Origin of the sequence: Paenarthrobacter sp. TYUT067, from assembly GCF_023656375.1 — a bacterium.
In the GTDB taxonomy this organism is placed as follows: Bacteria; Actinomycetota; Actinomycetes; order Actinomycetales; family Micrococcaceae; genus Arthrobacter.
In genome coordinates this window covers 1-21,857 of sequence record NZ_JAMOIT010000021.1, presented here as the reverse complement: position 1 = coordinate 21,857, position 21,857 = coordinate 1, and the positions used below count along the sequence as shown (strand labels likewise).

Here is a 21,857-nt window from a genome sequence, read left to right as displayed (position 1 = left end):
GCTAAGCCTTGCGGGGGATTCCCGTGCGTGCCATGGCCTCGGCGTAGGCGCCGTGGATGGCGTCCAGGTATTCCTGCTGGCGGGCAGGTGTGCCGGCGAAGGAGCGGCCACCGAGCGAGCGGACCTTGAAGGTCTTGAAGCCGCGGCGGGCGATGCTGGCCGGGGCAGCCTTCATGAGCTGATCGGCAAGGCGGTGTGCCTCGTTGCCGTGCGCCACCAACGCGGACGTGCGCGGAAGGAGCTGCAGAAGGCGCAGGAGCGGCTTGAGGCCCTCGGTGATGTTGGCCGGCGTGAGCTTTCCCGGTTCCTCGTTGGGTTCAATCCACGGGTAGGCGTTCCAAGGCATCATGAGCTCGGGACGGAGGCCCAGCTGCCACTGCATGCCGAGCATGCGGGTGGTGGCTTCCTCGTCACCCGGGTTGATGAACCCTTCGCCAGTGTTGGTGCGCTGATTGGAGAAAAGGCTGACGATGCGGCAATCATCCATGCTGTGGGCGGGGTCGATGTAAAGGACCTCACTGCCCGGCTTCTGGACCTTGATGGAGTCGCACAGCTCGTTGACCTCGGCGATGTGCGGTTCGTAGCGGCGGTTCCAGAGGATTTCTTCGGGTGATTCAGTCGCCAGTTCTTGCATCAGGGGTTAGGTCTCCTAGGTGTTACAGCGCACCGTTCCGAGGTGCCGCGGGCATGCCGCAGCCGAACCTCAAAGGGTGCTGTTGGGGGCTAACTAACCTTACCGGACTATGGACGTGAACGGGGCCCGCTTCGGCGCGCCCTCTGAATGCGGCGCGGCGTGTTGCCTGGAAGTGTGTGCGGCGTCATCACTATTAACCCTAAAGTGCAGTCCAGCCCGAGGCGGTTTTTCTCACGCAGATAATGACTGTGAAACTACCGTCGGGCCTGTCCTGACGGCAGTCCGGACCTTGGTGGCCATCAACGTCAACGTTCAACCGGACAAGAACTGGCCCGGGACCAAACCGGCCGATGTTACGGCAGCGGCGGGGGAGTACAAGGTCTCGGCCATCAGAGTGGGGCTGGTGAACAGTGCCGGCTTGCTGAGCCTGCAACTGGGCAGTTCCTCGGCCGGTCCTGTGGCGCTCGCCGTTCCTTGACTTATCCACAACGGCACCCCAACGCCGGCCAAACACCAGAGAAAGCGTTGTCATCGGCTAAACTTGGCTGGTAAGAGCCCCGAAACTCTTGCGCATGCCGTGCCTTTGGTCCGGCTGCACCAGCTACGTCGGGGCATTCTCATGTACGGCGCCTGACTCTGGTGATCCAACCGGAGCAAGCCCGAAAGAATGGGGGAGGATCCCATGCCCGCTATCGTGATCGTCGGAGCCCAGTGGGGCGACGAAGGTAAAGGCAAAGCAACCGATCTGCTCGGTGGCCGTGTTGACTATGTGGTCAAGCCCAACGGCGGTAACAACGCCGGGCACACCGTGGTTGTTGGCGGTGAGAAGTATGAGCTGAAGCTCCTTCCCGCGGGCATCCTGAGCCCCAACGCAATCCCTATTATCGGCAATGGCTGCGTGGTGAACCTGGAGGCCCTCTTCCAGGAAGTCGACGGCCTTGAAGCCCGCGGTGCGGATACGTCCCGCCTCCGTGTTTCGGCTAACGCCCACCTTGTTGCGCCCTATCACCAAGTCCTGGACAAGGTCACTGAGCGCTTCCTTGGCAGCCGGGCAATCGGTACCACTGGCCGCGGCATCGGTCCGGCGTACATGGACAAGGTGGCCCGCCTCGGCATCCGCGTCCAGGACGTCTTTGACGAATCCATCCTCCGCCAGAAGGTGGAAGGCTCACTGCGCCAGAAGAACGAGCTCCTGGTCAAGGTGTACAACCGCCGAGACATCGTGGTGGACGAGATCGTGGAGTACTTCCTGTCCTTCGCTGAGCGCCTGCGCCCGCTGGTCATCGACAGCACACTGGTCCTCAACAACGCCCTGGATGAGGGCAAGGTTGTGCTCATGGAAGGCGGCCAGGCAACGTTCCTGGACGTTGACCACGGCACCTACCCGTTCGTCACGTCATCCAACCCCACCGCCGGCGGCGCGTCAGTAGGCTCGGGCATTGGTCCCACCCGCATCTCGCGGTCCATCGGCATCATCAAGGCCTACACCACCCGTGTTGGCGCCGGCCCGTTCCCCACGGAACTGTTCGACGACATGGGTGTTTACCTGCAGAAGACCGGTGGCGAGTTCGGTGTCAACACCGGCCGTCCCCGCCGCTGCGGTTGGTACGACGCCGTCCTGGCCCGCCACGCTTCCCGCGTCAACGGTTTCACGGACTACTTCGTCACCAAGCTGGACGTCCTCACGGGCATCGAGCAGATCCCGGTCTGTGTTGCCTACGAGGTTGACGGCGTTCGTCACGACGAGATGCCCATGACGCAGACCGAGTTCCACCACGCGGTCCCCATCTTCGAGTACTTCGATGGCTGGACCGAGGACATCACCACGGCCCGCACCCTGGAGGACCTCCCGGAGAACGCCCGCAACTACGTGCTGGCACTGGAGAAGCTCTCCGGTACGCGCTTCTCGGCCATCGGCGTCGGTCCGGACCGCGACCAGACGATCGTTGTCCACGACCTGATCAACGACTGACTTAGAGCTCGACGACGGCGGGTCACCTTGGTTCCCTACGGAACCACCGGGTGGCCCGCCGTCGAGGTTTGAAGGACTAATTTACTGGGGAGTGAGGTTACGCACCTCGGAAGCAGACCAGTGAAGCAACGCGAAGGGGATCAGGTGAGCATAGCGACTGACGACGGCGTCGGATTCCGCTCCCAACGGGGACCCATCCTGATTGCGCTGATGTTGGCCACGGGCCTGGTAGCGATCGATGCCACCATCGTTGCCACGGCGGTGCCGTCAATCGTGGCGGACATCGGCGGTTTTTCCTCGTTTCCTTGGCTGTTTTCCGCGTATCTGTTGGCACAGGCAGTGTCCGTGCCCGTGTACGCCAAACTCTCGGACGTCGTAGGCCGAAAGCCAATGATTTTGGGCGGGATTGGCCTGTTCCTGCTTGGCTCGATTCTCTGCGGGCTGGCCTGGAGCATGCCGGCGCTCATTGCGTTCCGTGTGCTCCAGGGGCTTGGGGCCGGCGCGGTCCAGCCCGTTGCTATCACCATTGCGGGCGATATCTATACCTTGGCGGAACGGGCCAAGGTCCAGGGGTATTTGGCGAGTGTCTGGGCGGTTTCTTCCGTTGTGGGACCCACTCTTGGAGGGGTCTTCGCATCTCTGGGAATCTGGCGCTGGATCTTCCTGATCAACATCCCGCTGTGCCTGCTGGCTGGTTGGATGCTCCTGCGTACTTTCCACGAGAACGTGGAGCGGACCAAGCACCGCATTGACTACCTGGGTGCCGGACTGCTGACGATTTCGTTGAGCCTGCTCATCCTCGGAGCCCTTCAGGGTGGTCAAGCGTGGCCTTGGGACTCCGCGATCAGCATCTCGGTTTTTGCCGGCGGAGCGGTGTTGTTCCTTGTGTTTCTCCTGGTGGAAAGGAGGGCCGCTGAACCTGTCCTCCCACCGTGGGTTGTCTCCCGCAGGCTGCTGGCGACCACGGCCATGATCTCTTTCGGCGTTGGTGCCGTCATGCTCGGGCTTACCAGCTACGTCCCAACGTTCCTGGAAGGGTCACTGAAGACCTCACCCCTGCTGGCCGGGCTCGCCTTGGCGGCCTTGACCATTGGCTGGCCCATCAGCGCGTCCCAAGCCGGCAGGTTCTACCTCCGCATCGGCTTTCGGAACACGGCCCTCATCGGCATAGCGATCACAGTGATCGGAGCTGCCGTCCTAGCCCTCACGGCCCCCACCCCCAATATCCTGCTCGTGGCGGCGGCTTGCTTCATCGTCGGGCTCGGGCTTGGGCTGGTGGCAACGCCGAGCCTTATTGCCGCGCAAACCAGTGTTGAATGGAATGAACGCGGCGTAGTCACCGGCACCAACCTCTTTGCACGTTCAATTGGCAGCTCCATTGGTGTGGCCGTTTTCGGTGCCATTGCCAACGCCATCTATGCCAACGGTCCCCATGGTGGCCCGGATCCGCAAACCACCGTGCAAGCCTCATCAGCCGTTTTCCTGGCGGTACTCGTCAGTGCCGCCCTCACTGTAGTGGCGGTTCTGGTGATGCCCGCCGACGGAAAGCTCAGCGCTAAGGAACGGACACGCAAGCCCAGCTCGGAACCTGCGAACGATTAGTCTCGAACCCATGGATGAACTGATCACCGGAACCCTGGAAAAGTTGTTTGAAGGAACCGTCTGGGCTGAGGGCCCACTATGGATTCTGACGTCGCAGACCCTTCGCTGGAGCGATATCCCCAACAACAGGATTCTCGAGTTCTCTCCCGGCACCGGCGCGACGCGCGAATACGCCACTGGCGTTGAGTACACCAACGGGCGAACGCTCCACCACGACGGCAGCGTGGTGCAGTGCAGCCACGGCCGCAGGCGCGTCGAGAAGGACCACGACGGCGTGGTGACGCCGATCGTTGATGCGTTCGGTGAGTATCGGCTCAACTCGCCCAACGATGTTGTGGTGGCAGGGGATGGGACGGTCTGGTTTACCGATCCTCCTTACGGAATCCTGCCCGGGACGGTGGAAGGACATGAGGGCGAGCAGGAATACGGCGGTTGCTACGTGTTCCGCTTCGACCCCGCCAGGGACGAACTGACTCCTGTGGTCACTGATTTGGTGCATCCCAACGGCCTCGCGTTCTCCCCGGATGAATCGCTTCTCTACGTTGCGGACACGGCGGGCCCTGGCCACGGAGTACCGTTCCGCATTGCCGTCTACCCGGTGGTGGGTGGCTCGTGCGGGACGGGCAGCACGTTCGTTGAGCTCGAAGACGACGCGGCCTCGGACGGATTCCGCGTAGACGTCGAGGGACGGGTATGGACGTCAGCGGGCTCGTCAGTTCGTGTCTATGCCCCCAACGGTGCGCTGCTGGCCGCCGTCGAGGTCCCTGAAAAGGTTTCCAATCTCTGCTTTGGAGGGGCCGACGGTGCAGATCTCTACATCACGGCCACCACGTCCCTGTACCGGCTGCGTACTTCCACGAGGGACGCGCACCGACGCACTGACCGCTAGGCTTGCCCGGCTCCGCCCGATACCCTGAACACAGCACCAGCACTGCGATCGAGGGAGTGAATGTGTCCGGAAGCAACCCCGACCCGTATGAAGACAAGATCACCGGCTTGGAGCCTGGCGGGGGAGTGCCCCCTGGCGAGACACCTCCCGGCGAATCTTCAACAGCCGGCCCCCAAGGCCACGACGAAGGCGGCCCCAGGAAAGGTACGCAGGTCCTGTGGCTGGGAGCCATCGGTGCCGGTGTGCTGCTCACTCTCCTGTTCTTTATCGGCTACATCGTGGGTTTCTTCGACTAGGAGGCGGGCATGAAGGCGATCACTTACCAGCGATATGGAAGCCCGGAAGTCCTTGAACTAACGGACCAGCCCATGCCCAAGGTTGGGCCGGGCATGGTGCTGGTTAAAGTGAAGGCCACCTCGGTCAATCCCGTGGACTGGAAGATCATGGCCGGGTACTTGGACTCGTTCATGGACCTTCAATTCCCGGCGATCCCCGGCTGGGACGTAGCCGGCGTTGTCGAAGCTGTCGGAATTGATGCTCCGCACTTCAAACCTGGTGACGAAGTGATTTCCTACGGCCGTAAGGACTACGTCCACGGGGGAAGCTTTGCAGAGTATATTGCCCTCCCCGAGCGGCTGCTCGCCCGAAAGCCACAATCCTTGGAATGGAACGAGTCTGCCGGGCTCCCCTTGGCCGGACTTACAGCCCTTCAGGTCCTTAACCGATTGGGTCTGACGTCGGGAGAGACTGTGCTGATCCACGGCGGCTCCGGCGGAGTGGGCTCCCTGGGTATTCAGATCGCCGTCGCGCGCGGCGCCAAGGTGATCGCCACGGCGTCGGAAAGGAACCATGACTTCCTGCGGTCCCTGGGCGCCGAGGCCGTTGCCTACGGTGACGGACTCGCCGAAAAGGTGAAGGCGTTGCGTCCCGAAGGCGTGGAGGTGGTGGCCGACTTCGTGGGTGGCAATCTTGACACAACCTTGGAGGTCCTGGCCGGGAACGGCCGGCACGCCTCCATCGCCGACAGCGAGGTGGAAGCCCACGGCGGTACCTGGATGTGGGTCAATCCCGTGGGAGCTGAGCTGCAGCAGCTCGCTGACTTGGTGGACGAGCACAAGATGCGGGTGGAGGTGGCGCAAGCCCTTCCATTGGCTAAGGCAGTTGATGCTTTCCGGCTCAACATGGAAGGGCATACGCGCGGGAAGATAGTGGTCACAGTTCCCTAACCCCAGGATCCGCCCAAACAGGCTCCTTACTCCACGAGCTTACCGGCGACCGAATCGTCCGCGTTGGCCTCGGCGAGCGCCCGGAAGGAATCCGGAGCCGGAGGCAGGCTTTCGAAACTGACACCCTCATCTGTGGACCAGACAAAGTTCCCCTGCAGCGCGGGATCTGCCGTTGGGTAGTCAGCCCGGTTGTGGGCTCCGCGGGTTTCGCGGCGTTCGAGCGCGCACTCGAGGGTGGCTCGTGCTGCCAGCAGGGAGCCGAGGAGGTCATAGGCGTGGGCCAGATCATCGAAGCCTGCGATGTCCGGGTGGGCTGTGACTAGTTGGGCACGTTCCTCCAAGGCGGTCAATTTCTCCAGTCCTCGTTCCAGTCCTTGTTCCGTCCGCACAACTCCGGCGTGTTCGGTCATGAGGTTGCGTAGTTCACGCTGCAGCCTGCGGGCGGACTCTGTTCCACGTTCGCCGAGCAGTGTCTGCATTTCCCCGCGGGCTATTCCGATCGCCCCGGGATCCCGGACAATATGGGTGCGCGAATGAACGTAGTGGGCCACGTGTTCGCCGGTGATACGACCGTAGACGAGCAACTCAATCAATGAATTGCCGCCGAGACGGTTGGCGCCGTGAAGCCCGGAGGATGCCTCACCGATTGCATAAAGGCCGTTCACTCCCGTTCCGTGGTCCTCCGGTGCAACCCACACCCCGCCCATTGAGTAATGAGCGGTGGGCGCAATTTCGATTTTGGTGGTGGTGATGTCCAGCATCTGCAGGTCGATCATGGTGCGGTAGACCCGGGGCAGCTTTTCCATGATGGTTTCCCGAGGCAGGTGGGAGACGTCCAGGTAGACGCCGCCTTTCTCGGTCCCGCGACCTTCGGCGACCTCCGTGAATGCGGCCAGCGCAACCCGGTCACGGGTGGACAGTTCCATGCGCTCGGGATCGTAGCGTTCCATAAAGCGCTCACCCAGAGCGTTGGTGAGGATGCCTCCCTCTCCGCGCGCCGCCTCGGAGACCAGGGTGCCGGCGGCGTCGTCTGGCTCCAAGAGGCCGGAAGGGTGGAACTGGACCAGCTCGGCGTCGCGGATCCTGGCTCCGGCCAGCGCAGCCAGGCGGAAGGAATCCCCGGTGTTCTCATCGCGTCGGGAAGAGGTGTGACGCCAGATGCGTGTGTGCCCGCCCGCGGCCAGGATGACCGCATCAGCGTGGATCTGCACGGGGGTACCGTCTACGACGTCGAATCCGTAGGCTCCAAAGACGGTGCCGTCGGCAACAAGCAACCTCGTGATGTAGACGGTGTCTATGATGGGGACGTTCAACTCTGCCGCCCGGCGCATCAGGGTGCGCTGGATTTCCAACCCGGTGTAGTCCCCGGCGTAGGCGGTACGCCGATACTTGTGGGCGCCAAAGAATCGCTGGGAAATTCGTCCATCCGCCTCCCGGGCGAACGGCATACCCCACCGTTCAAGGTCCTCGATACCTTGTGCCGCGTTGCGGGCTACGGTCTCCACGATTGCGGGATCGGCTAGGAAGTAGGACTCCCGCAAGGTATCAGCGGCGTGCTGCTGCCAGCTGTCCTCAGGGTCCATGGTGCCCAGCGCGGCGTTGATGCCCCCGGCGGCCAGGCTCGTGTGGGCGTCGTGTTTGCGACGCTTACCCACAGCCAACACCTGGACCCCGCGCTGGGCGAGTTCAATGGAAGCGCGCAGACCGGCGCCTCCGGTGCCGATAACGAGCACCGAAGTGGACATAAGTCGTTCTGGAGTGGTGTTGAGGTTCATGACTTTCACGCTAAATGGCCTAACGTCATGTATCCAATGAATTATTTGAGTCACCGCGATGCATTTATGCTATGAGAATGAAGCTAGAGCAATTACGCTCCTTCGAGGCCATCGCCCGAGTGGGGCACTTCACACGCGCGGCGGAGCAGTTGTATCTTGCGCAACCTTCTCTGAGCAGGCAGATCGCAGCACTTGAGGCCGATCTTGGAATGGCCCTGTTCCATCGCGGACCCTCGGGAGCAACTCTGACGACTGCGGGAGAGCTCCTCCTGCCCATAGCCCGGCGCATGCTTGGAGACGCAGAGACTGCGCGGGAGCAGATGAACGAGCTAGCGGGATTGCGCCGGGGCCGCATTCGCCTGGGCGCCCCACCTACCTTGTGCGTCTCACTGGTGGCCGATGTACTGGCCGCCTTCCGAAGCGCGCACCCCGGAGTCGAACTGCACATCACCGAAGGCGGTTCGCGATTCCTGGTTGATGCCCTGAACGAAAGCGCGCTGGACCTGGCCTTGGTGGTAACCCGTGGATCGGATCCCGCCGTGCACGGCACGGAATTGATTCCGCTGCTGACCGAGGAGCTGGTGGTTGTGTCGGCCGCTGGATCTGCGCAGCGCGAAGAGCTCACCCTGGAAGAACTGGCGAACATTCCGCAGGTGGCCTTCAACAGAAGTTATGACCTGAGGGTGGCCACCGAGGCGGCCTTTTCCGCCAGAGGATTGGAACCGCTGATCGCCGTCGAAGGCGCAGAGATGGACGCCGTGCTGCGGTTCGTGGAACGGGGACTGGGCGTGGCGGTGGTGCCGGCAATGGTTGTCATCGGCCGGCCTGGGCTGCGTAGTGCCCGTTTGGTCAACCCGTCGCTGACACGGACCGTCAACCTGGCCCGACGCAACGACATCGCTCCTTCGGCAGCCACGGCAGCAATGCAGGACTTTATCTTCACCACGGTGGACCGGCTTGCCGCGCCAGGCACTGAGCTTGCACGCCTGGTCACGCCAACTCAGCGCCGCTGACGTATGTCAGATCAAGCCGAGTTCAGCCACGGCAGCCCGCTCGTCCAAAAGCTCACTGGCTGTAGCATCCATCTTCCCGCGGCTAAAGTCGTTCACTTCCAGTCCTTGAACAATTTCCCAGTTTCCGTCCGAAGTAGTCACCGGGTATGAGTAAATAAGTCCCTCGGGCACCCCGTATGAACCGTCGGAGGCTACGGCCATCGATACCCAATCGTCCTCGGGTGTGCCAAGGAGCCAATCGCGGGCTGCGTCCACGGTGGCTGAAGCTGCCGATGCCGCAGAAGAGGCGCCCCGGGCGTCGATGATCGCTGCTCCTCGCTGGGCAACCGTGGGGATGAAGTGGTTCTCAATCCAGTCCTGATCGTTCACCACCTCGGCCGCGTTCCGGCCAGCGACTTCGGCATGGAAGATGTCCGGATACTGTGTTGCGGAGTGATTGCCCCACACGGTCATCTTGCGGATGTCCCCCACCCGGGCGCCGGTCTTCCTGGCGAGCTGTCCAAGGGCGCGGTTGTGATCCAACCGGGTCAGCGCGCTGAACCGTTCTGCGGGGATGTCCGGGGCGTTGGTCATGGCAATCAAAGCGTTGGTGTTGGCCGGATTTCCCGTTACACCGATCCGGACGTCGTCGGCCGCGACCCTGTTGAGGGCCTGGCCTTGCGCGGTGAAAATCGCACCATTGGCACTGAGTAGCTCGCCGCGTTCCATGCCCTTGGTCCGCGGCCGTGCGCCAACGAGGAGGGCCAGATTCACGGCGTCGAAAATATGGTCGGCGTCGTCGCCGATCTCCACCGAGTCCAGGGTGGGAAAAGCGCAATCGTCCAGCTCCATCACAACGCCCTCAAGTGCCTTTAACGCGGGGGTGATCTCCAGGAGCCTGAGTTGCACCGGGGTATCGGGACCGAACAAGGCACCACTGGCGATCCGGAAGAGGAGGCTGTAGCCGATCTGGCCAGCTGCGCCGGTCACAGCGATCTTGATGGGCGTTCTCACGTGTGGTTCTCCTTGCTGATCTGACGTATCCGATGGACTTTGCAAGCTGTAAGTCATCGTGCCACAGAGCCGGCCAACGACTCATTGCGACATCGCCGGAACAAACACGAAACCGCTGGAACAACGCGAAATCGCCGGAAGGGCCCAGCGAACTGGAGCCCTTCCGGCGATTCAGGTGGAACGGGCGGCGAGTTGCCGCCGTCGTGAGTTCTTTACTTCGCCAGGAAGCGGAGCAGGACCTCGTTGATTTCGGCGCCATGCGTCCAGAGCATGCCGTGCGGTGCGTCTTCGATTTCCACGTACTCGGCCGAAGGGAGGCGCTTGGTGAATTCGCGTCCCGTTGCATCGATTGGCAGGATGCGGTCGTCGGTGCCGTGGACGATCAGTGAAGGGACGGTGACCTTCTCAATGTCGGAGCGGAAGTCGGTGAGCCAGGAATCCACCACTGCGAAGGACGCGTACCAGGACGAGCCTGCGGCCACATTCCAGGAATTCTTCAGGGCTTCTTCGCTGAGGCGGTTGCCCAGGAAGTTATCGGTGTTGAAGAAGTCGTTGTAGAAGTTGGTGAACCAGGCGTAGCGGTCCTCGATGGCGGCGTTACGGATGCCGTCGAAGACTGATGACGGAACGCCGGTGGGGTTGTCGTCAGTCTGGAGGAGGAAGGGTTCGAGGGAGGCCAGGAATGCGGCCTTGGCGATGCGGGCTTCACCGTAGGTGCCGAGGTAGCGTCCCACTTCGCCGGTGCCCATCGAGAAACCTACCAGCACGGCGTCCTGCAGGTCCAAGGTTTCAACCACGGTGTTCAGATCTGCTGCGAAGGTGTCGTAGTCGTAGCCGGTGGTCGGCTTGCTGGATTTGCCGAAGCCGCGGCGGTCGTAGGTGATCACACGGTATCCGGCGTTGAGGAGGGCTGCGGTCTGCTTCTCCCAGGAGCCGCCGTCCAAGGGGTAGCCGTGGATGAGGACTACGGGCTGACCTGTTCCGTGGTCTTCGTAGTAGAGCTCAATGTCCGTGGTGTTCTCGGTGCCAACCTTGATGAAGCCCATGATTTGTCCCTTTTCTCGAAGCGGAGAACGATCGTTCTCACTTGGTGTTTTCCATAGTAGAGAACGTTCGTTCTCAATGCAAGTAGAATGGGTACATGAATTCTTCCGAGGTTCGAGAACGCATCGTTGCCACCGCCGACGGGCTCTATAACGCCAAGGGAATCCAGGCCGTCGGGATGGACGAACTCCGCTCGGCGGCAGGAGTGTCGTTAAAGAAGCTCTACGGGGAATTTCCCTCAAAGAGCAGCATCATCATGGCCGTGCTGGAGCATCGGCATCAGTCCTGGACCGAAGGGCTGGACGCCACGGTGCAACAAGCCGGGACGCCCAAAACGCGGCTCCTCGCCATTTTTGACTACCTTGCGGGATGGTTTTGCCAGGACTCGTTCCGGGGGTGCGGCTTCATCAACAGCTTTGCTGAACTCGGTGCCATCAGCCCCGAGGTGGCCGAATATGCACGGAAACACAAGGAATCATTCCAGGAGTATGTTGCACGCCTGGCGGTAGAAGCCGGCGCCCCACCGTATTTGGCGCCCCAGCTCGCCATTCTCGCCGAGGGCGCCCAGACCACGGCGGCCATCGCGGGGACATCCGATGCCGCGGGGCAGGCGCGTCAAGCGGCCGAAGTTCTGATCGACGCAGCGCTGACTTCCAACTAGGCTTCTGAGACGAGTCGAACGGCTCGTCAGGAAGTAGACCATTCGTGTTTGAAGTCCCCAGCATCTTGTTCCTCTCGGCAGGCTTTGCGGTGTTGGCCGCCGCTGTCCTGCCAAAATTGTTGCGCCACATGCCTCTCTCAATGCCCATGGTCTTCCTGGGTAGCGGCATTCTGGCATTCACCTTGCTTCCTGATTTGCCGGACCCGGACCCTATTCTCCATGCGGACTTCGCGATGCATTTGACGGAAGTGTGCGTCATCATTTCACTCATGGGCGCGGGACTGGCCCTGGACAGGCCCTTCCATTGGCGGGGTTGGTTCACTACCTGGCGTTTGCTGGGGATCGTCATGCCATTGTGCATTCTTGCGATGACGCTGATGGGCTTGTGGGTGTTGGGGCTGGGTCTGGCCGCCGCCATCCTCGTTGGGGCCGCGATTGCCCCCACTGACCCGGTGTTGGCCTCCGAGGTCCAAGTAGGAAAACCCGCAGACACGGAAGAGGACCCGGATGAGGATGAGGTCCGCTTCGCCTTGACCTCAGAGGCCGGTTTGAATGATGGCCTGGCCTTCCCATTTGTTTATCTGGCCATCCTCATCAGCTTGGTGGGGGCATCTCCCAGCGCATGGTTGGGGGAGTGGGTTGGCCTGGATGTTCTGTGGCGAATAGCTGTTGGCGTGCTGCTCGGTTTCGGTACCGGCAAACTCCTGAGCCTGATTTTCTTTGCCGCCAAAGGAAAGAGCTTCCGGTTATCGGATCACTCTGAAGGTTTCGTGGCGCTCGCGGCCACCTTCCTGGCTTACGGCGTGGCCGAATTGGTGGAAGGCTACGGGTTCGTCGCCGTCTTCATCTGTGCCGTGACTATCCGTTCTGCTGAACGCCACCACTCGTACCACCAGGTGCTGCACGGTTATGTTGAGCAGCTCGAGCGGCTCATGACTGTGGTGATCCTGGTGCTCCTTGGAGGCGCCATTGCCCGCGGTCTCTTGGATGGGATCGGGTGGACGGAGGTGCTGGTAGCTTTGGTGTTCCTTTTGTTGGTCCGTCCGTTGGCAGGATGGCTCGGGTTGATGGGTGGCAAGACCGGGCCACGGGAACGCCTGGCCATCTCCTACTTCGGCATCCGCGGGATCGGCTCACTGTATTACGTGGGATACGCGCTGACCCATGGGAACTTCGACGCCGAGTCGGAGAAGCTTTGGGCCTTTATTGCGCTGGTGGTGGCGCTGTCCATCGTGGTGCACGGGGCCACCACTGCACCGCTGATGAACCGGCTGGATCGGCTGCGGCTGGCCGCGGCTCGCGAGCAGCATGGCGACGAAGGCCGGGCGCCGACAACCGCTGTTTAGCGTGCGAACGTGTGACCGGCGCCCACTTCACAGTGGACGGGCTCACTGCGGAAGGAGACCGGGCCATGGAAGACTGGTGGCATGTCTCCCCGTCCCATGAAACCGCGCCCCAAGTCCGACGCCGTTGACAATGATGGCCCCAGGCCGCTGAGTAAAGGGCGCCGTCACCTCGCTATGAGGCTCGACGACGCGTGGCTTGGTTTTCAGACGCGCCTCGCCATCCGGCGTGGCCGGGTGGAAACCGTCATCCCTTATACCGGGTACGGGAGCACCTCCTGGGTGCGGGTCCTTGCGCGGGTTGTCCGCAGTGACCCCCGGGACGCCGCGGGTCACGCCCGTCCATTGCAGGAAAGCATGCGCGGGTGGCGCAACTTCACCAGTGCGCCCGTGGCAAATGCTCGTGTGAACGTGACCATTGCCGGCACGGTTTTCGATGTGAAGGCTGACCGCGGCGGAGTGGTGGATGCGCGTATTCCAGTAGCCCTGGACGCCGGGTGGCACACCATCACCCTTCAGTCGGGGGAATCCGAAACCGTAGAGGCTCCTGTGGAGATCGTCGCGGATGATGCAGAGTTCGGCGTGGTATCTGACATCGACGACACCGTGATGGTCACGGCACTGCCGCGTCCTTTCCTGGCAGCGTGGAACACTTTTGTCCTCAACGAGCACGCCAGAACCCCCACGCCGGGCATGGCGGTGTTGTACGAACGGATTGCCCGGACGGCGCCTTCGGCTCCAGTGCTGTATCTGTCCACCGGGGCCTGGAACGTAGCACCGACGCTGTCCAGATTCCTGTCCCGCAATCTGTACCCCGCCGGGCCCAAGCTTTTGACCGACTGGGGTCCCACTCCTGACCGTTGGTTCCGCAGCGGGCAAGAGCACAAACGGACCTCGTTGGAACGCCTCGCGGAGGAATTCCCCAACATCAAGTGGCTGTTGGTGGGCGACGACGGCCAGCACGACGAAGCGATTTACTCCGAGTTCGCCCACCGTCATCCCGCCAATGTCAGGGCCATCGCCATCCGCCAACTCTCGGCCGGTGAAGCGGTGCTGGCGGGTGGTCGCTCCAAGTCAGGCGGCCAACCAACCCCCGGGGTTCCTTGGATCTACGCGCCGGATGGGGCGGGAATGTCTGCCAGGCTCGAAGAGCTGGGCGTCATCCGGAACGAGGTCCGCTCCGCCGACGATCCAGAGGAAGGCGACGTTCAAGCAGCCTCGGAGTAGTCACTACGCGACGTCGACAAACGTCGAAGCGGGCCCAAACTACCGGCGATCCGGCAGGATTCCAGCGATCTCGGCGCCGTTACCCTCTTAGCCGCCGGCCTGGCTGAGTACGTCCGCCTCTCTGGGTGCTCCGACGGATCCCCGGTGGATCAAGGTGGCCACCAACTCGCGAGCAGGCGCTGACGATCTCCTGCCCTCAATTTGCCGGATCAATGCCGAAGCGGCTGCAATTCCCATGTCGTAGACGGGCTGTGCGATCACGGTGAGCGGGGGAGTGGTGAGGCGCGTCCACGCGAAATCGTCGTACATGAGGAATGAGACGTCGTCCGGGATGGCAAGCCCGGATTCCTGGATAGCTTCCACCACGCTCAGGGCGATCAGGCCGTCCGAGGCGATGATCGCTGTGGCTGCGTCCGGCCCACTAAGAAGCTGGCGGGTGATCTCCTTGGTGGATTCGGCGTCTCCGGCGTTGAGCCGAACCAGGTCTGCCGGGAAGCTGAGACCCTGGTCGTCGAAGGCTCGGCGGATCCCGTCAAGACGGTCCGAGATCTGCGAGGAGTCCAAAGCCATCCCGTCCTGGTAGGGTCGGTCTGCCTTGAGGGTGGAAACGAAAGCGATGCGCCGGTGTCCGGCCTCGATCAAGTACTTGGTGGATTCATAGGAGATGCCGCCCATGTCCACGGCGAAGGTCTCAACGTCCAGACCTTCGGCTCCACGGTCCAACAAAACAAGTGGACGACCGGAATCGCGGACCTGCCGCAAATGCGAGGTCTCCACGGACGAGGCTGGCGCCACAATGAGCCCATCAACCCGCTTGTCCAACAGCACGCGGACGGCGTCCACCTCGGCGGTTTGTTCCTCGTCAGTGTTAATGAGGATGACGTTGAAGCCGCTCTTCTTGGCGGTGTCCGTGATGCCCCTGGTGGCGAGCCCGAAATGCGGGTTTTCGATATCGCCCACCACAACGCCAATGGTGTTCGATTTGCCCGTGTTCATGCTGCGCGCCAGCTCGTTGGGCCGGTACTCGAGCTTTTCGGCCGCGGCCAGGACGCGCTCGCGGACGTCGTCGCTGACCGCCCCGTAGTTGCCCAGTGCGCGGGCTGCTTGGGCCTTGGACACTTGCGCGGCCTTGGCGACGTCGGCAACCGTTACGTCCCGCCGTCGGGATCCTTCAGTGCTCATGTTCACCTTTCACGTGGGGTGTTGACGCGGCTTTGTGACTTCCGCTACATTCTAATCAATCGATGTGAGTCCGGTCTCAATCCTAGGGTCTGAGACCGGACTCAACAAGACCCCGCATCGAGCAATAACACTTTGCGGCTCCTGACAGCACCGCTCTCCCTCCCACGATTGGACAACGCTGTGTTCAAACTGAACTTCCGCCCGGCAGCCCTCGCAGCAGCGGCTCTGGCGGCCATCCTCGCCCTCTCGGGATGCGGCGGATCCTCCGCCAGCTCCTCGCCCTCAGCCGATAACCCCTACGGCCTGATCGAGCCCGGCACCATCCGCGTCGCCAGCCTCGGCGATTCCAAGCCCTACACCTTCACCGACGCCTCGGGTAACTTCACTGGCTTTGACGTGGAACTCTTCAAGGACGTGGCCCAACGGGCCGGCGTAGACAAAGTCGTCTTCACCGGACAGGACTTCTCTGGACTTCTGGCAGCGGTAGCCAACGGCCAGTTCGACGTGGGCGTGGCGGCCATCGGCATCACGGACAAGCGCAAGGAAACTGTGGACTTCTCCGACGGCTACCTCGCCGGATACCTGACAGTCATCACCACCAAGAACTCCGGCATCAACGACGCCGACGGCCTGAACGGCAAGCGCCTGGGCGTTGTCCAAGGCACCCTGCAGGAAGCCTACGCCGTGAAGAACTTCACCTCGGCGCAGTTGGTCCGCTTCCCGGACAACAACACCGCCATTTCAGCAGTCAACAGCGGTTCCGTGGACGCCCACTTCCTGGACTACGAGGCCGCCAAGGAATACCAGGCGCAGTTTGGACTGGTCAGCGCCGCGGACATTCCGTCCTTCGATGCTCCGGCAGGTTTCGCAATAGCCAAGGACAAGCCCGCCTTCAAGGAAGCCCTGAACAAGGGCCTGGCCGAAGCAATGGAGGACGGCACGTGGAAGAAGCTCTACGAAAAGTGGTTCCCGGGTTCGCCGATGCCGGAACAGTACCTCCCGAAGGCCGAGCGGACCTCCAGCCCTTCCCCGACGGCAAGTAAGTAAGCCAGTAAGTAAGCCACCCAACACCTAACGTCTGAGAGCATTTCAATGGATTGGCTCAATACCATCAGCCGCACGTTCTTCGACTTTGACGCCATGGTCGAAGTACTGCCCCAGCTCCTCGGAGTTGGCCTCCTCAACACCCTGATCATCTCCATCGCAGCAACCATCCTCGGCGTAGTGATGGGCATGGTGGTGGCGGTCATGGGAATCTCGCGGTCCAAGTGGCTGCGCATCCCGGCACGGATCTACACGGATCTCTTCCGTGGCCTGCCCGCCATCCTCACCATCCTGCTGATCGGCCAGGGTTTTGCACGGTTGAGCCAGTCTGTCTTCGGGCCATCACCGTACCCGCTGGGAATCATCGCGCTAAGCCTCATCGCCAGCGCTTACATCGGAGAGATCTTCCGGGCCGGCATCCAGAGCGTGGACAAGGGCCAAGGGGAGGCTTGCCGCGCTTTGGGCATGAGCTATTCCAAATCCATGGCCCTGGTGGTGGTGCCGCAAGGGATCCGCAGGGTCCTGCCGGCCCTGGTGAACCAGTTCATTGCCATCGTCAAGGACTCTTCCTTGGTCTACTTCCTTGGACTCCTGGTCAGCGAGCGTGAACTGTTCCGGGTGGGCCAGGACGCAGCAGTATTGTCCGGCAACCTCTCACCGCTGGTCATGGCAGGCATCTTCTACCTGATCATCACAGTGCCGCTGACCCATCTGGTCAACTACTTCGACAACAAGTTCCGCACCGGCCGCCGTCGTCCCACGGCACCCACCAGTGGGCTGAAGGAAGTCAAGGAACTCGATGCGGCCTCGCCGCTCATCACCGGGAGCAACACGTGAACCTCACAAGCAGCAGCGCACCAAGCAACAGTGCCACCAGCACCAGCAAGACCCAGGACATCGAAAAGTTCCACGGCTCCAGCTTGGAACTTCAGAACCTGACCATGGCTTACGGGGACGTCGATGTGCTCCGCAACGTCAGCCTCAACGTGGCTCCGGGAACCACCACCTGCATCATCGGCCCATCCGGCTCAGGCAAATCCACGCTCCTGCGCGGAGTCAACCGTCTGCATGAACCCAAGAGCGGCGATGTACTGCTGGCCGGTGAAAGTGCCCTCAAGGTCAAGCCGGACATTCTCCGTGCACGGATCGGTATGGTGTTCCAGCACTTCAACCTCTTCCCGGACCACACCGCCTTGGAAAACGTGGCGCTGGCCCTGTGGAGCGTCAAAGGAATGTCCAAATCCGAGGCCCGGGAACGCGCCCGGCGCCGCCTCGCCGAAGTAGGCCTCGCCGAACGCGCCGATCACCGGCCACGGGACCTCTCCGGCGGGCAGCAGCAACGCGTCGCCATTGCCCGCGCACTGGCCATGGAGCCCGAGGTCATGCTCTTCGACGAAGCCACCAGCGCACTGGACCCCGAACTCGTCAAAGGCGTCCTCAATCTCATGGCCGGCCTCGGCAGCCGCGGGATGACCATGCTGGTTGTCACCCACGAAATGGGCTTTGCCCGAAAAGTTGCGGACCAGGTGGTCTTCATGGACGAAGGCGAAGTAGTGGAAATCGGAACGCCCACCCAGCTCTTTGACAACCCACGCAGCGAACGCCTGCAGCGCTTTCTTTCGGAAGTGCTGTGATGGGCGGGCCCCCACTGGGCAAGGCAACAGCGGCACCCATCCGGACCGCCGTCGTCGGGTTTGGCGTCTCGGGCAAGGTGTTCCATGCGCCGCTGATCCACGCGGACCCGGACTATTCCCTGGACGTCATCGTGACGGCCGACCCGCAACGACAGGCCGAAGCCCGGCGGCTCTATCCGCAGGCAACTATCGTGCCGACGCCGGAGGATATGTTCACCCTTGCCGGGAAGCTGGACCTCGTTGTCCTCGGAACACCGCCGCTCACGCACCTTGAGCTCGGTTCCACGGCCATCGCCCACGGGCTCAACGTTGTGGTGGACAAGCCATTCGTCACTACCGTCGCCCACGGTGAGGAGCTTGCCGAGCGAGCGTCCGACGCCGGTGTGCAGCTCACGGTCTTCCAGAACCGCCGGTGGGATGCCGACTTCCTGACGCTGCGAAGGCTGCTGCGGGACGGCGCCTTGGGCGAGGTGCGGACCTTCGAGTCGCGTTTTGAATGGTGGCGTCCTGAAGGCTTCGGGAATTGGCGCGACTCGGCCACGTTGGCCGAAGGTGGCGGCATCCTCCACGATCTCGGCGCCCATCTGATAGACCAAGCGATCCAACTGTTCGGCCCTGTGGAGGACAGCTACGGCGAGACCGCCAACCACGGCCCGCGCACAGATGCTGCAGATACCGAAGCTTTCGTGTCGCTGCGTCATGAATCCGGGGTCCGGACACGGCTGTGGATGAACGGAATGGCCGCCCAAGTGGGCCCGCGCTTCCACGTACTCGGCTCAAATGCCGGCTACACCAAGTGGGGACTCGACAGCCAGGAACCAGCGCTCGCAGCCGGCATCACGCCGTCGGACGCTGCTTACGGCACCGAACCCCAGGAGTCTTGGGGGCTTCTGGGAGTAGCCGGATCAGCAACGCCTGTACCGGCGGAGAAGGGCGACTACCCGCAGTTCTACCGGGAACTGGCCTCCTCGCTCCGCGGGCACGGATCGCTTCCCGTGCAAGCGGCCGAGGCTCTGGAAACCCTCAAGATCATCGAAAAAATCCACGCGTTCGCGTAGGCAGCACGTCGCCTAAGCCAGGCGCATTTCAGAATTCACAACCCGAAAGAGAGATCACGCATGTCCTCCACCAAGCACGTTGCCGTCATTGGAGGCGGCATCCTGGGCGTTTCCACCGCCGTACACCTTCTCCGTCAAGGCGCCTCGGTAACCCTGCTGACCGAGCAAGGACTGGCCAGCGAAGCCACCGGCCGCTCGCTGTCCTGGCTCAACTCGGCGGGCGAACGCTCCACGCCGTATCACCAGCTGCGGGTGGCAGGCGTTGACCGGTACCGCACGCTCTTCGCCGCGGACCCCAGCCGTGAATGGCTGCAGTTCGGGGGTGGACTCATGTGGAACGCCGCCGGGCAGAGTGAGGTTACAGAAGCCCGTCACGCGTACGAGAAGTCCATTGGCTATGACTCCAAGCTGTTGGCCCCTGAAGAGATTGCCTCGGTGACGCCCGGTATCGATGCCAGTGCGGTCCCCGAAAACGCCATTTTCAACCCCGGCGAAGGATGGGTCAGTCTCCCGGATCTGGTGAACTTCCTGATGGAGGAATTCCATGCGTTGGGCGGACAGTTGGTCCTCAACGCCGGCAAGGCCTCAGTGACGGTGCACGACGGACGGGCCACCGGCGTCGAAACTGTCGGCGGTGAAACGTACACCGCTGATGCCGTGCTGGTTGCCTGCGGTGCCGCAACACCCGCCGTCGTCAAGCCGCTGGGCGTGGAGATTCCCAACGGTTCACCGGTTTCCATGCTGGTGGTCACCAAACCGGTGGAACACGGCGTCACGGCAGTGATGAATACACCGCGGGCAGCTGTTCGGCCGAATCCCGGCAACACATTTGCCTTGGATCACGACTGGTACGAGCACCAGATTACGGAGCACTCCGACGGTACTTTCAGCATCCCGGATGACGTTGTCCAGGAGCTGGCGGACGAGTCCTCCAAGCTCATTGCGGGCAATCCCGAGCTCAAGCCTGCCTCGTGGAAGATCGGCTACAAGCCCATCCCCGGCGACGGCGAACCAGTCTTCGGTGAACTCGGCCAAGTGCCGGGCTGCTTCGTGGCCTTCACGCATTCAGGTGCCACGCTCGGCCTCATCGCCGGTGAGCTTTTGTCCGGTGAGATCCTGAGCGGCCAGAAGCACCCCATGCTGTCCACGTTCCGCCCGGGCCGTTTCTCCTAAGCCCACTTAAACAGGCCAATGGCCCCGATACGCCATCTGCTTAACGTGTCGGGGCCATTGGAGTTTAAGGTGACCTGATCAGCAGGTCATGGTGCCCTTGAAGGGCTTGCCCGTCCAGAAATTGTTGGAGCCGGGAACCTTGTAGAACCCGCGGACTTCGTAGCTCCAGGTGCCGATGATCTCGATGCCCGAACTGTACGTCCTTCCAGAGGCCTGGCTGAGGTCTCCCGTGAACTCGAGGTTGCCGGAGCGGTCATAGACCTTCACCTCGTAGTGATTGGCATTGGCCACCGCTCCGTAAGAATTCACGGTAACTACGGTTTGCAGGCCGAAGGTGCATCGCATGGTGACGTTGGCGGTGGCCGGAGCGGGAATGATCGCGGCTGAGAACTGTGGGGTAGCGCGCTCACTGTCGGTGAAGGCAGCAAGAGCGGCCGTAGGCCCGGCTATCAGGCCAAGAACGACGACGGCGACGATCACCAAGGCACGGAGGAAACTGTTCCGCGGTGTCATGGTGATGGTTCTCCGTTCTGGTGAAGTGGCTGTGCTTGACGGGATACTCGCCGGGCCTGATCGGGCTGGGGGGAAGGAACCGATCAGACCCGGCGGGGCCGGTGGTGTTGTTTACTTGGTGGTTTCGGTGCGTTGGGTGCCGGTGAAGGCGAAGGCGATGGTGGAGGTGGCGCCTTGGAAGTCGTTGTTCGCGGTGGTGGGGAACGCGGTGGTGACTTTGAGGTTGTCGGTCTTGGCCGAGGTCAGCGAGGTGAGGTTGTTCAGGACCTTGTTCGCTGCGATGACCGGTCCGGAGGCCAGGACGGTGGTCTTGGTCCCGGTGCAGTTGTACGGGGCTGCGGCGCCGGTCCAGGCCACGGAGCAGTTTTCGATGGTCAGCTGCAGGCCGTTGGTCACGTCGGTGGTGAGCAGGGATGCGGTGGTGCCGGCGTTGGTGGTGAGGGTGACGTTGTTCAGGTCCGAGTTGCCGGTGTTGGCCAGGGTGACGAGTTTTTCGACCTTGTCGCCGGGCAGCAGTCCAGCGACCGGGACGTTGAGGGTGTTCGCGGGGCCGGGTGCGCCCAGGGCGATGGTGACCGTTCCTGCGGTGACGGCTTGGGAGGCGGAGGTCGAAGAGGTGAACGCGCCGTAGGTGCCCATGCCGGCGACGGCGGCTGCGGTGCCGACCAGTGCGACGGAAGCGAGGATCTTGCCGGAGGTGGTCTTGAGGCTGATGGCCATGGGGATCAGTTTCCTTTCGGGAGGCCACCGTGAGACCGGCCGGCCGTTCGTTTCCAGCCTGTGTGGCTGACAAGAACTACTGTGCCGGGCCCGGATCAAGAACAAATCCTGCATACCCGCAACACTTCCTCAGGAAAACCTCAAGACTCCCGCA

General features: G+C 62.3%; 22 protein-coding genes. 15 read left to right on the top strand and 7 right to left on the bottom strand.

All coding sequences use genetic code 11. From position 1 onward, the window contains the following. Position 1 precedes the first annotated feature (1 nt). Entirely contained in the window at positions 2 to 634 is a 633-nt protein-coding gene (locus MOD31_RS17685) for a uracil-DNA glycosylase (RefSeq protein ID WP_142936820.1), read from the bottom strand. A gap of 292 nt (positions 635 to 926) precedes the next feature. Between MOD31_RS17685 and MOD31_RS17680 the strand changes: the two genes are divergently transcribed. From MOD31_RS17680 to MOD31_RS17655, 6 genes are all read left to right on the top strand, one after another. Next, complete coding sequence (locus tag MOD31_RS17680; RefSeq protein ID WP_250821239.1) at positions 927 to 1,112, top strand: hypothetical protein; 186 nt, start codon at positions 927 to 929, stop codon at positions 1,110 to 1,112. 204 nt (positions 1,113 to 1,316) lie between these two features. Then, positions 1,317 to 2,606 carry an adenylosuccinate synthase gene (locus MOD31_RS17675; RefSeq protein ID WP_250821238.1) on the top strand — a complete coding sequence of 430 codons (1,290 nt, stop codon included), beginning with the start codon at positions 1,317 to 1,319 and terminating at the stop codon, positions 2,604 to 2,606. Positions 2,607 to 2,816: 210 nt separating this feature from the next. Further along, positions 2,817 to 4,208, top strand: a complete 1,392-nt coding sequence (locus tag MOD31_RS17670) for an MFS transporter (RefSeq protein ID WP_243753182.1) — start codon at positions 2,817 to 2,819, stop codon at positions 4,206 to 4,208. A gap of 10 nt (positions 4,209 to 4,218) precedes the next feature. Beyond that, positions 4,219 to 5,097, top strand: a complete 879-nt coding sequence (locus MOD31_RS17665; RefSeq protein ID WP_250821237.1) for an SMP-30/gluconolactonase/LRE family protein — start codon at positions 4,219 to 4,221, stop codon at positions 5,095 to 5,097. Positions 5,098 to 5,159: 62 nt separating this feature from the next. After that, a complete protein-coding gene (locus tag MOD31_RS17660) occupies positions 5,160 to 5,393 on the top strand; it encodes a DUF6480 family protein (RefSeq protein WP_142936817.1) in 234 nt (77 codons plus the stop codon). Between the two features lie 9 nt (positions 5,394 to 5,402). Further along, entirely contained in the window at positions 5,403 to 6,323 is a 921-nt protein-coding gene (locus tag MOD31_RS17655; RefSeq protein ID WP_142936816.1) for an NADP-dependent oxidoreductase, read from the top strand. A 26-nt stretch (positions 6,324 to 6,349) separates the two neighbouring features. Here MOD31_RS17655 and MOD31_RS17650 read toward each other — a convergent pair whose 3' ends face one another. After that, the gene (locus tag MOD31_RS17650) at positions 6,350 to 8,098 is read right to left on the bottom strand and encodes an L-aspartate oxidase (protein WP_250821236.1); all 1,749 of its coding nucleotides are present in this window, start codon (positions 8,096 to 8,098) and stop codon (positions 6,350 to 6,352) included. Between the two features lie 71 nt (positions 8,099 to 8,169). Between MOD31_RS17650 and MOD31_RS17645 the strand changes: the two genes are divergently transcribed. Beyond that, positions 8,170 to 9,111, top strand: a complete 942-nt coding sequence (locus tag MOD31_RS17645) for a LysR family transcriptional regulator (protein ID WP_223941683.1) — start codon at positions 8,170 to 8,172, stop codon at positions 9,109 to 9,111. Positions 9,112 to 9,117: 6 nt separating this feature from the next. Here the strand turns inward: MOD31_RS17645 and MOD31_RS17640 are convergent, their stop codons facing one another. Beyond that, positions 9,118 to 10,104 carry a malate dehydrogenase gene (locus tag MOD31_RS17640; RefSeq protein ID WP_250821235.1) on the bottom strand — a complete coding sequence of 329 codons (987 nt, stop codon included), beginning with the start codon at positions 10,102 to 10,104 and terminating at the stop codon, positions 9,118 to 9,120. A gap of 212 nt (positions 10,105 to 10,316) precedes the next feature. Continuing rightward, complete coding sequence (locus MOD31_RS17635) at positions 10,317 to 11,150, bottom strand: alpha/beta fold hydrolase (RefSeq protein ID WP_250821234.1); 834 nt, start codon at positions 11,148 to 11,150, stop codon at positions 10,317 to 10,319. Positions 11,151 to 11,245: 95 nt separating this feature from the next. On the opposite strand from MOD31_RS17635, the gene MOD31_RS17630 reads away from it, so the two are divergent. The 3 genes from MOD31_RS17630 (at position 11,246) to MOD31_RS17620 (ending at position 14,379) form a co-directional block, all read left to right on the top strand. Then, positions 11,246 to 11,809, top strand: a complete 564-nt coding sequence (locus MOD31_RS17630; protein ID WP_166841261.1) for a TetR/AcrR family transcriptional regulator — start codon at positions 11,246 to 11,248, stop codon at positions 11,807 to 11,809. Between the two features lie 44 nt (positions 11,810 to 11,853). Continuing rightward, positions 11,854 to 13,155: a sodium:proton antiporter gene (locus MOD31_RS17625; RefSeq protein ID WP_250821233.1), complete on the top strand. Its 1,302-nt coding sequence runs from the start codon at positions 11,854 to 11,856 to the stop codon at positions 13,153 to 13,155. Positions 13,156 to 13,236: 81 nt separating this feature from the next. After that, positions 13,237 to 14,379, top strand: coding sequence for an App1 family protein (locus tag MOD31_RS17620; RefSeq protein ID WP_250821232.1), 1,143 nt, complete (start codon positions 13,237 to 13,239; stop codon positions 14,377 to 14,379). A gap of 87 nt (positions 14,380 to 14,466) precedes the next feature. On the opposite strand, the gene MOD31_RS17615 is transcribed toward MOD31_RS17620, so the two are convergent. Beyond that, entirely contained in the window at positions 14,467 to 15,561 is a 1,095-nt protein-coding gene (locus MOD31_RS17615) for a LacI family DNA-binding transcriptional regulator (protein WP_142936808.1), read from the bottom strand. 180 nt (positions 15,562 to 15,741) lie between these two features. Here MOD31_RS17615 and MOD31_RS17610 point away from each other — a divergent pair, with 180 nt between their 5' ends. Genes MOD31_RS17610 through MOD31_RS17590 form a run of 5 tightly spaced genes read left to right on the top strand, consistent with a single transcriptional unit; the run spans position 15,742 to position 20,470 of the window. Next, positions 15,742 to 16,608 (top strand): ABC transporter substrate-binding protein, encoded by an 867-nt coding sequence (locus MOD31_RS17610; RefSeq protein ID WP_142936807.1) that lies wholly within the window; start codon positions 15,742 to 15,744, stop codon positions 16,606 to 16,608. 45 nt (positions 16,609 to 16,653) lie between these two features. Continuing rightward, a complete protein-coding gene (locus MOD31_RS17605) occupies positions 16,654 to 17,442 on the top strand; it encodes an amino acid ABC transporter permease (protein WP_011773348.1) in 789 nt (262 codons plus the stop codon). Beyond that, the gene (locus tag MOD31_RS17600; protein ID WP_142936806.1) at positions 17,439 to 18,239 is read left to right on the top strand and encodes an amino acid ABC transporter ATP-binding protein; all 801 of its coding nucleotides are present in this window, start codon (positions 17,439 to 17,441) and stop codon (positions 18,237 to 18,239) included. The genes MOD31_RS17605 and MOD31_RS17600 overlap by 4 nt, the downstream gene beginning before the upstream one ends. Next, positions 18,239 to 19,297, top strand: a complete 1,059-nt coding sequence (locus MOD31_RS17595) for a Gfo/Idh/MocA family oxidoreductase (RefSeq protein WP_250821231.1) — start codon at positions 18,239 to 18,241, stop codon at positions 19,295 to 19,297. The genes MOD31_RS17600 and MOD31_RS17595 overlap by 1 nt, the downstream gene beginning before the upstream one ends. A gap of 60 nt (positions 19,298 to 19,357) precedes the next feature. Further along, the gene (locus MOD31_RS17590; protein ID WP_142936804.1) at positions 19,358 to 20,470 is read left to right on the top strand and encodes an FAD-binding oxidoreductase; all 1,113 of its coding nucleotides are present in this window, start codon (positions 19,358 to 19,360) and stop codon (positions 20,468 to 20,470) included. 78 nt (positions 20,471 to 20,548) lie between these two features. Here MOD31_RS17590 and MOD31_RS17585 read toward each other — a convergent pair whose 3' ends face one another. Both MOD31_RS17585 and MOD31_RS17580 read right to left on the bottom strand, forming a co-directional pair. Next, entirely contained in the window at positions 20,549 to 20,983 is a 435-nt protein-coding gene (locus tag MOD31_RS17585) for a SipW-dependent-type signal peptide-containing protein (protein ID WP_142936803.1), read from the bottom strand. A gap of 111 nt (positions 20,984 to 21,094) precedes the next feature. Continuing rightward, positions 21,095 to 21,703, bottom strand: a complete 609-nt coding sequence (locus MOD31_RS17580; RefSeq protein ID WP_142936802.1) for a TasA family protein — start codon at positions 21,701 to 21,703, stop codon at positions 21,095 to 21,097. Between the last annotated feature and the right edge of the window lie 154 nt (positions 21,704 to 21,857).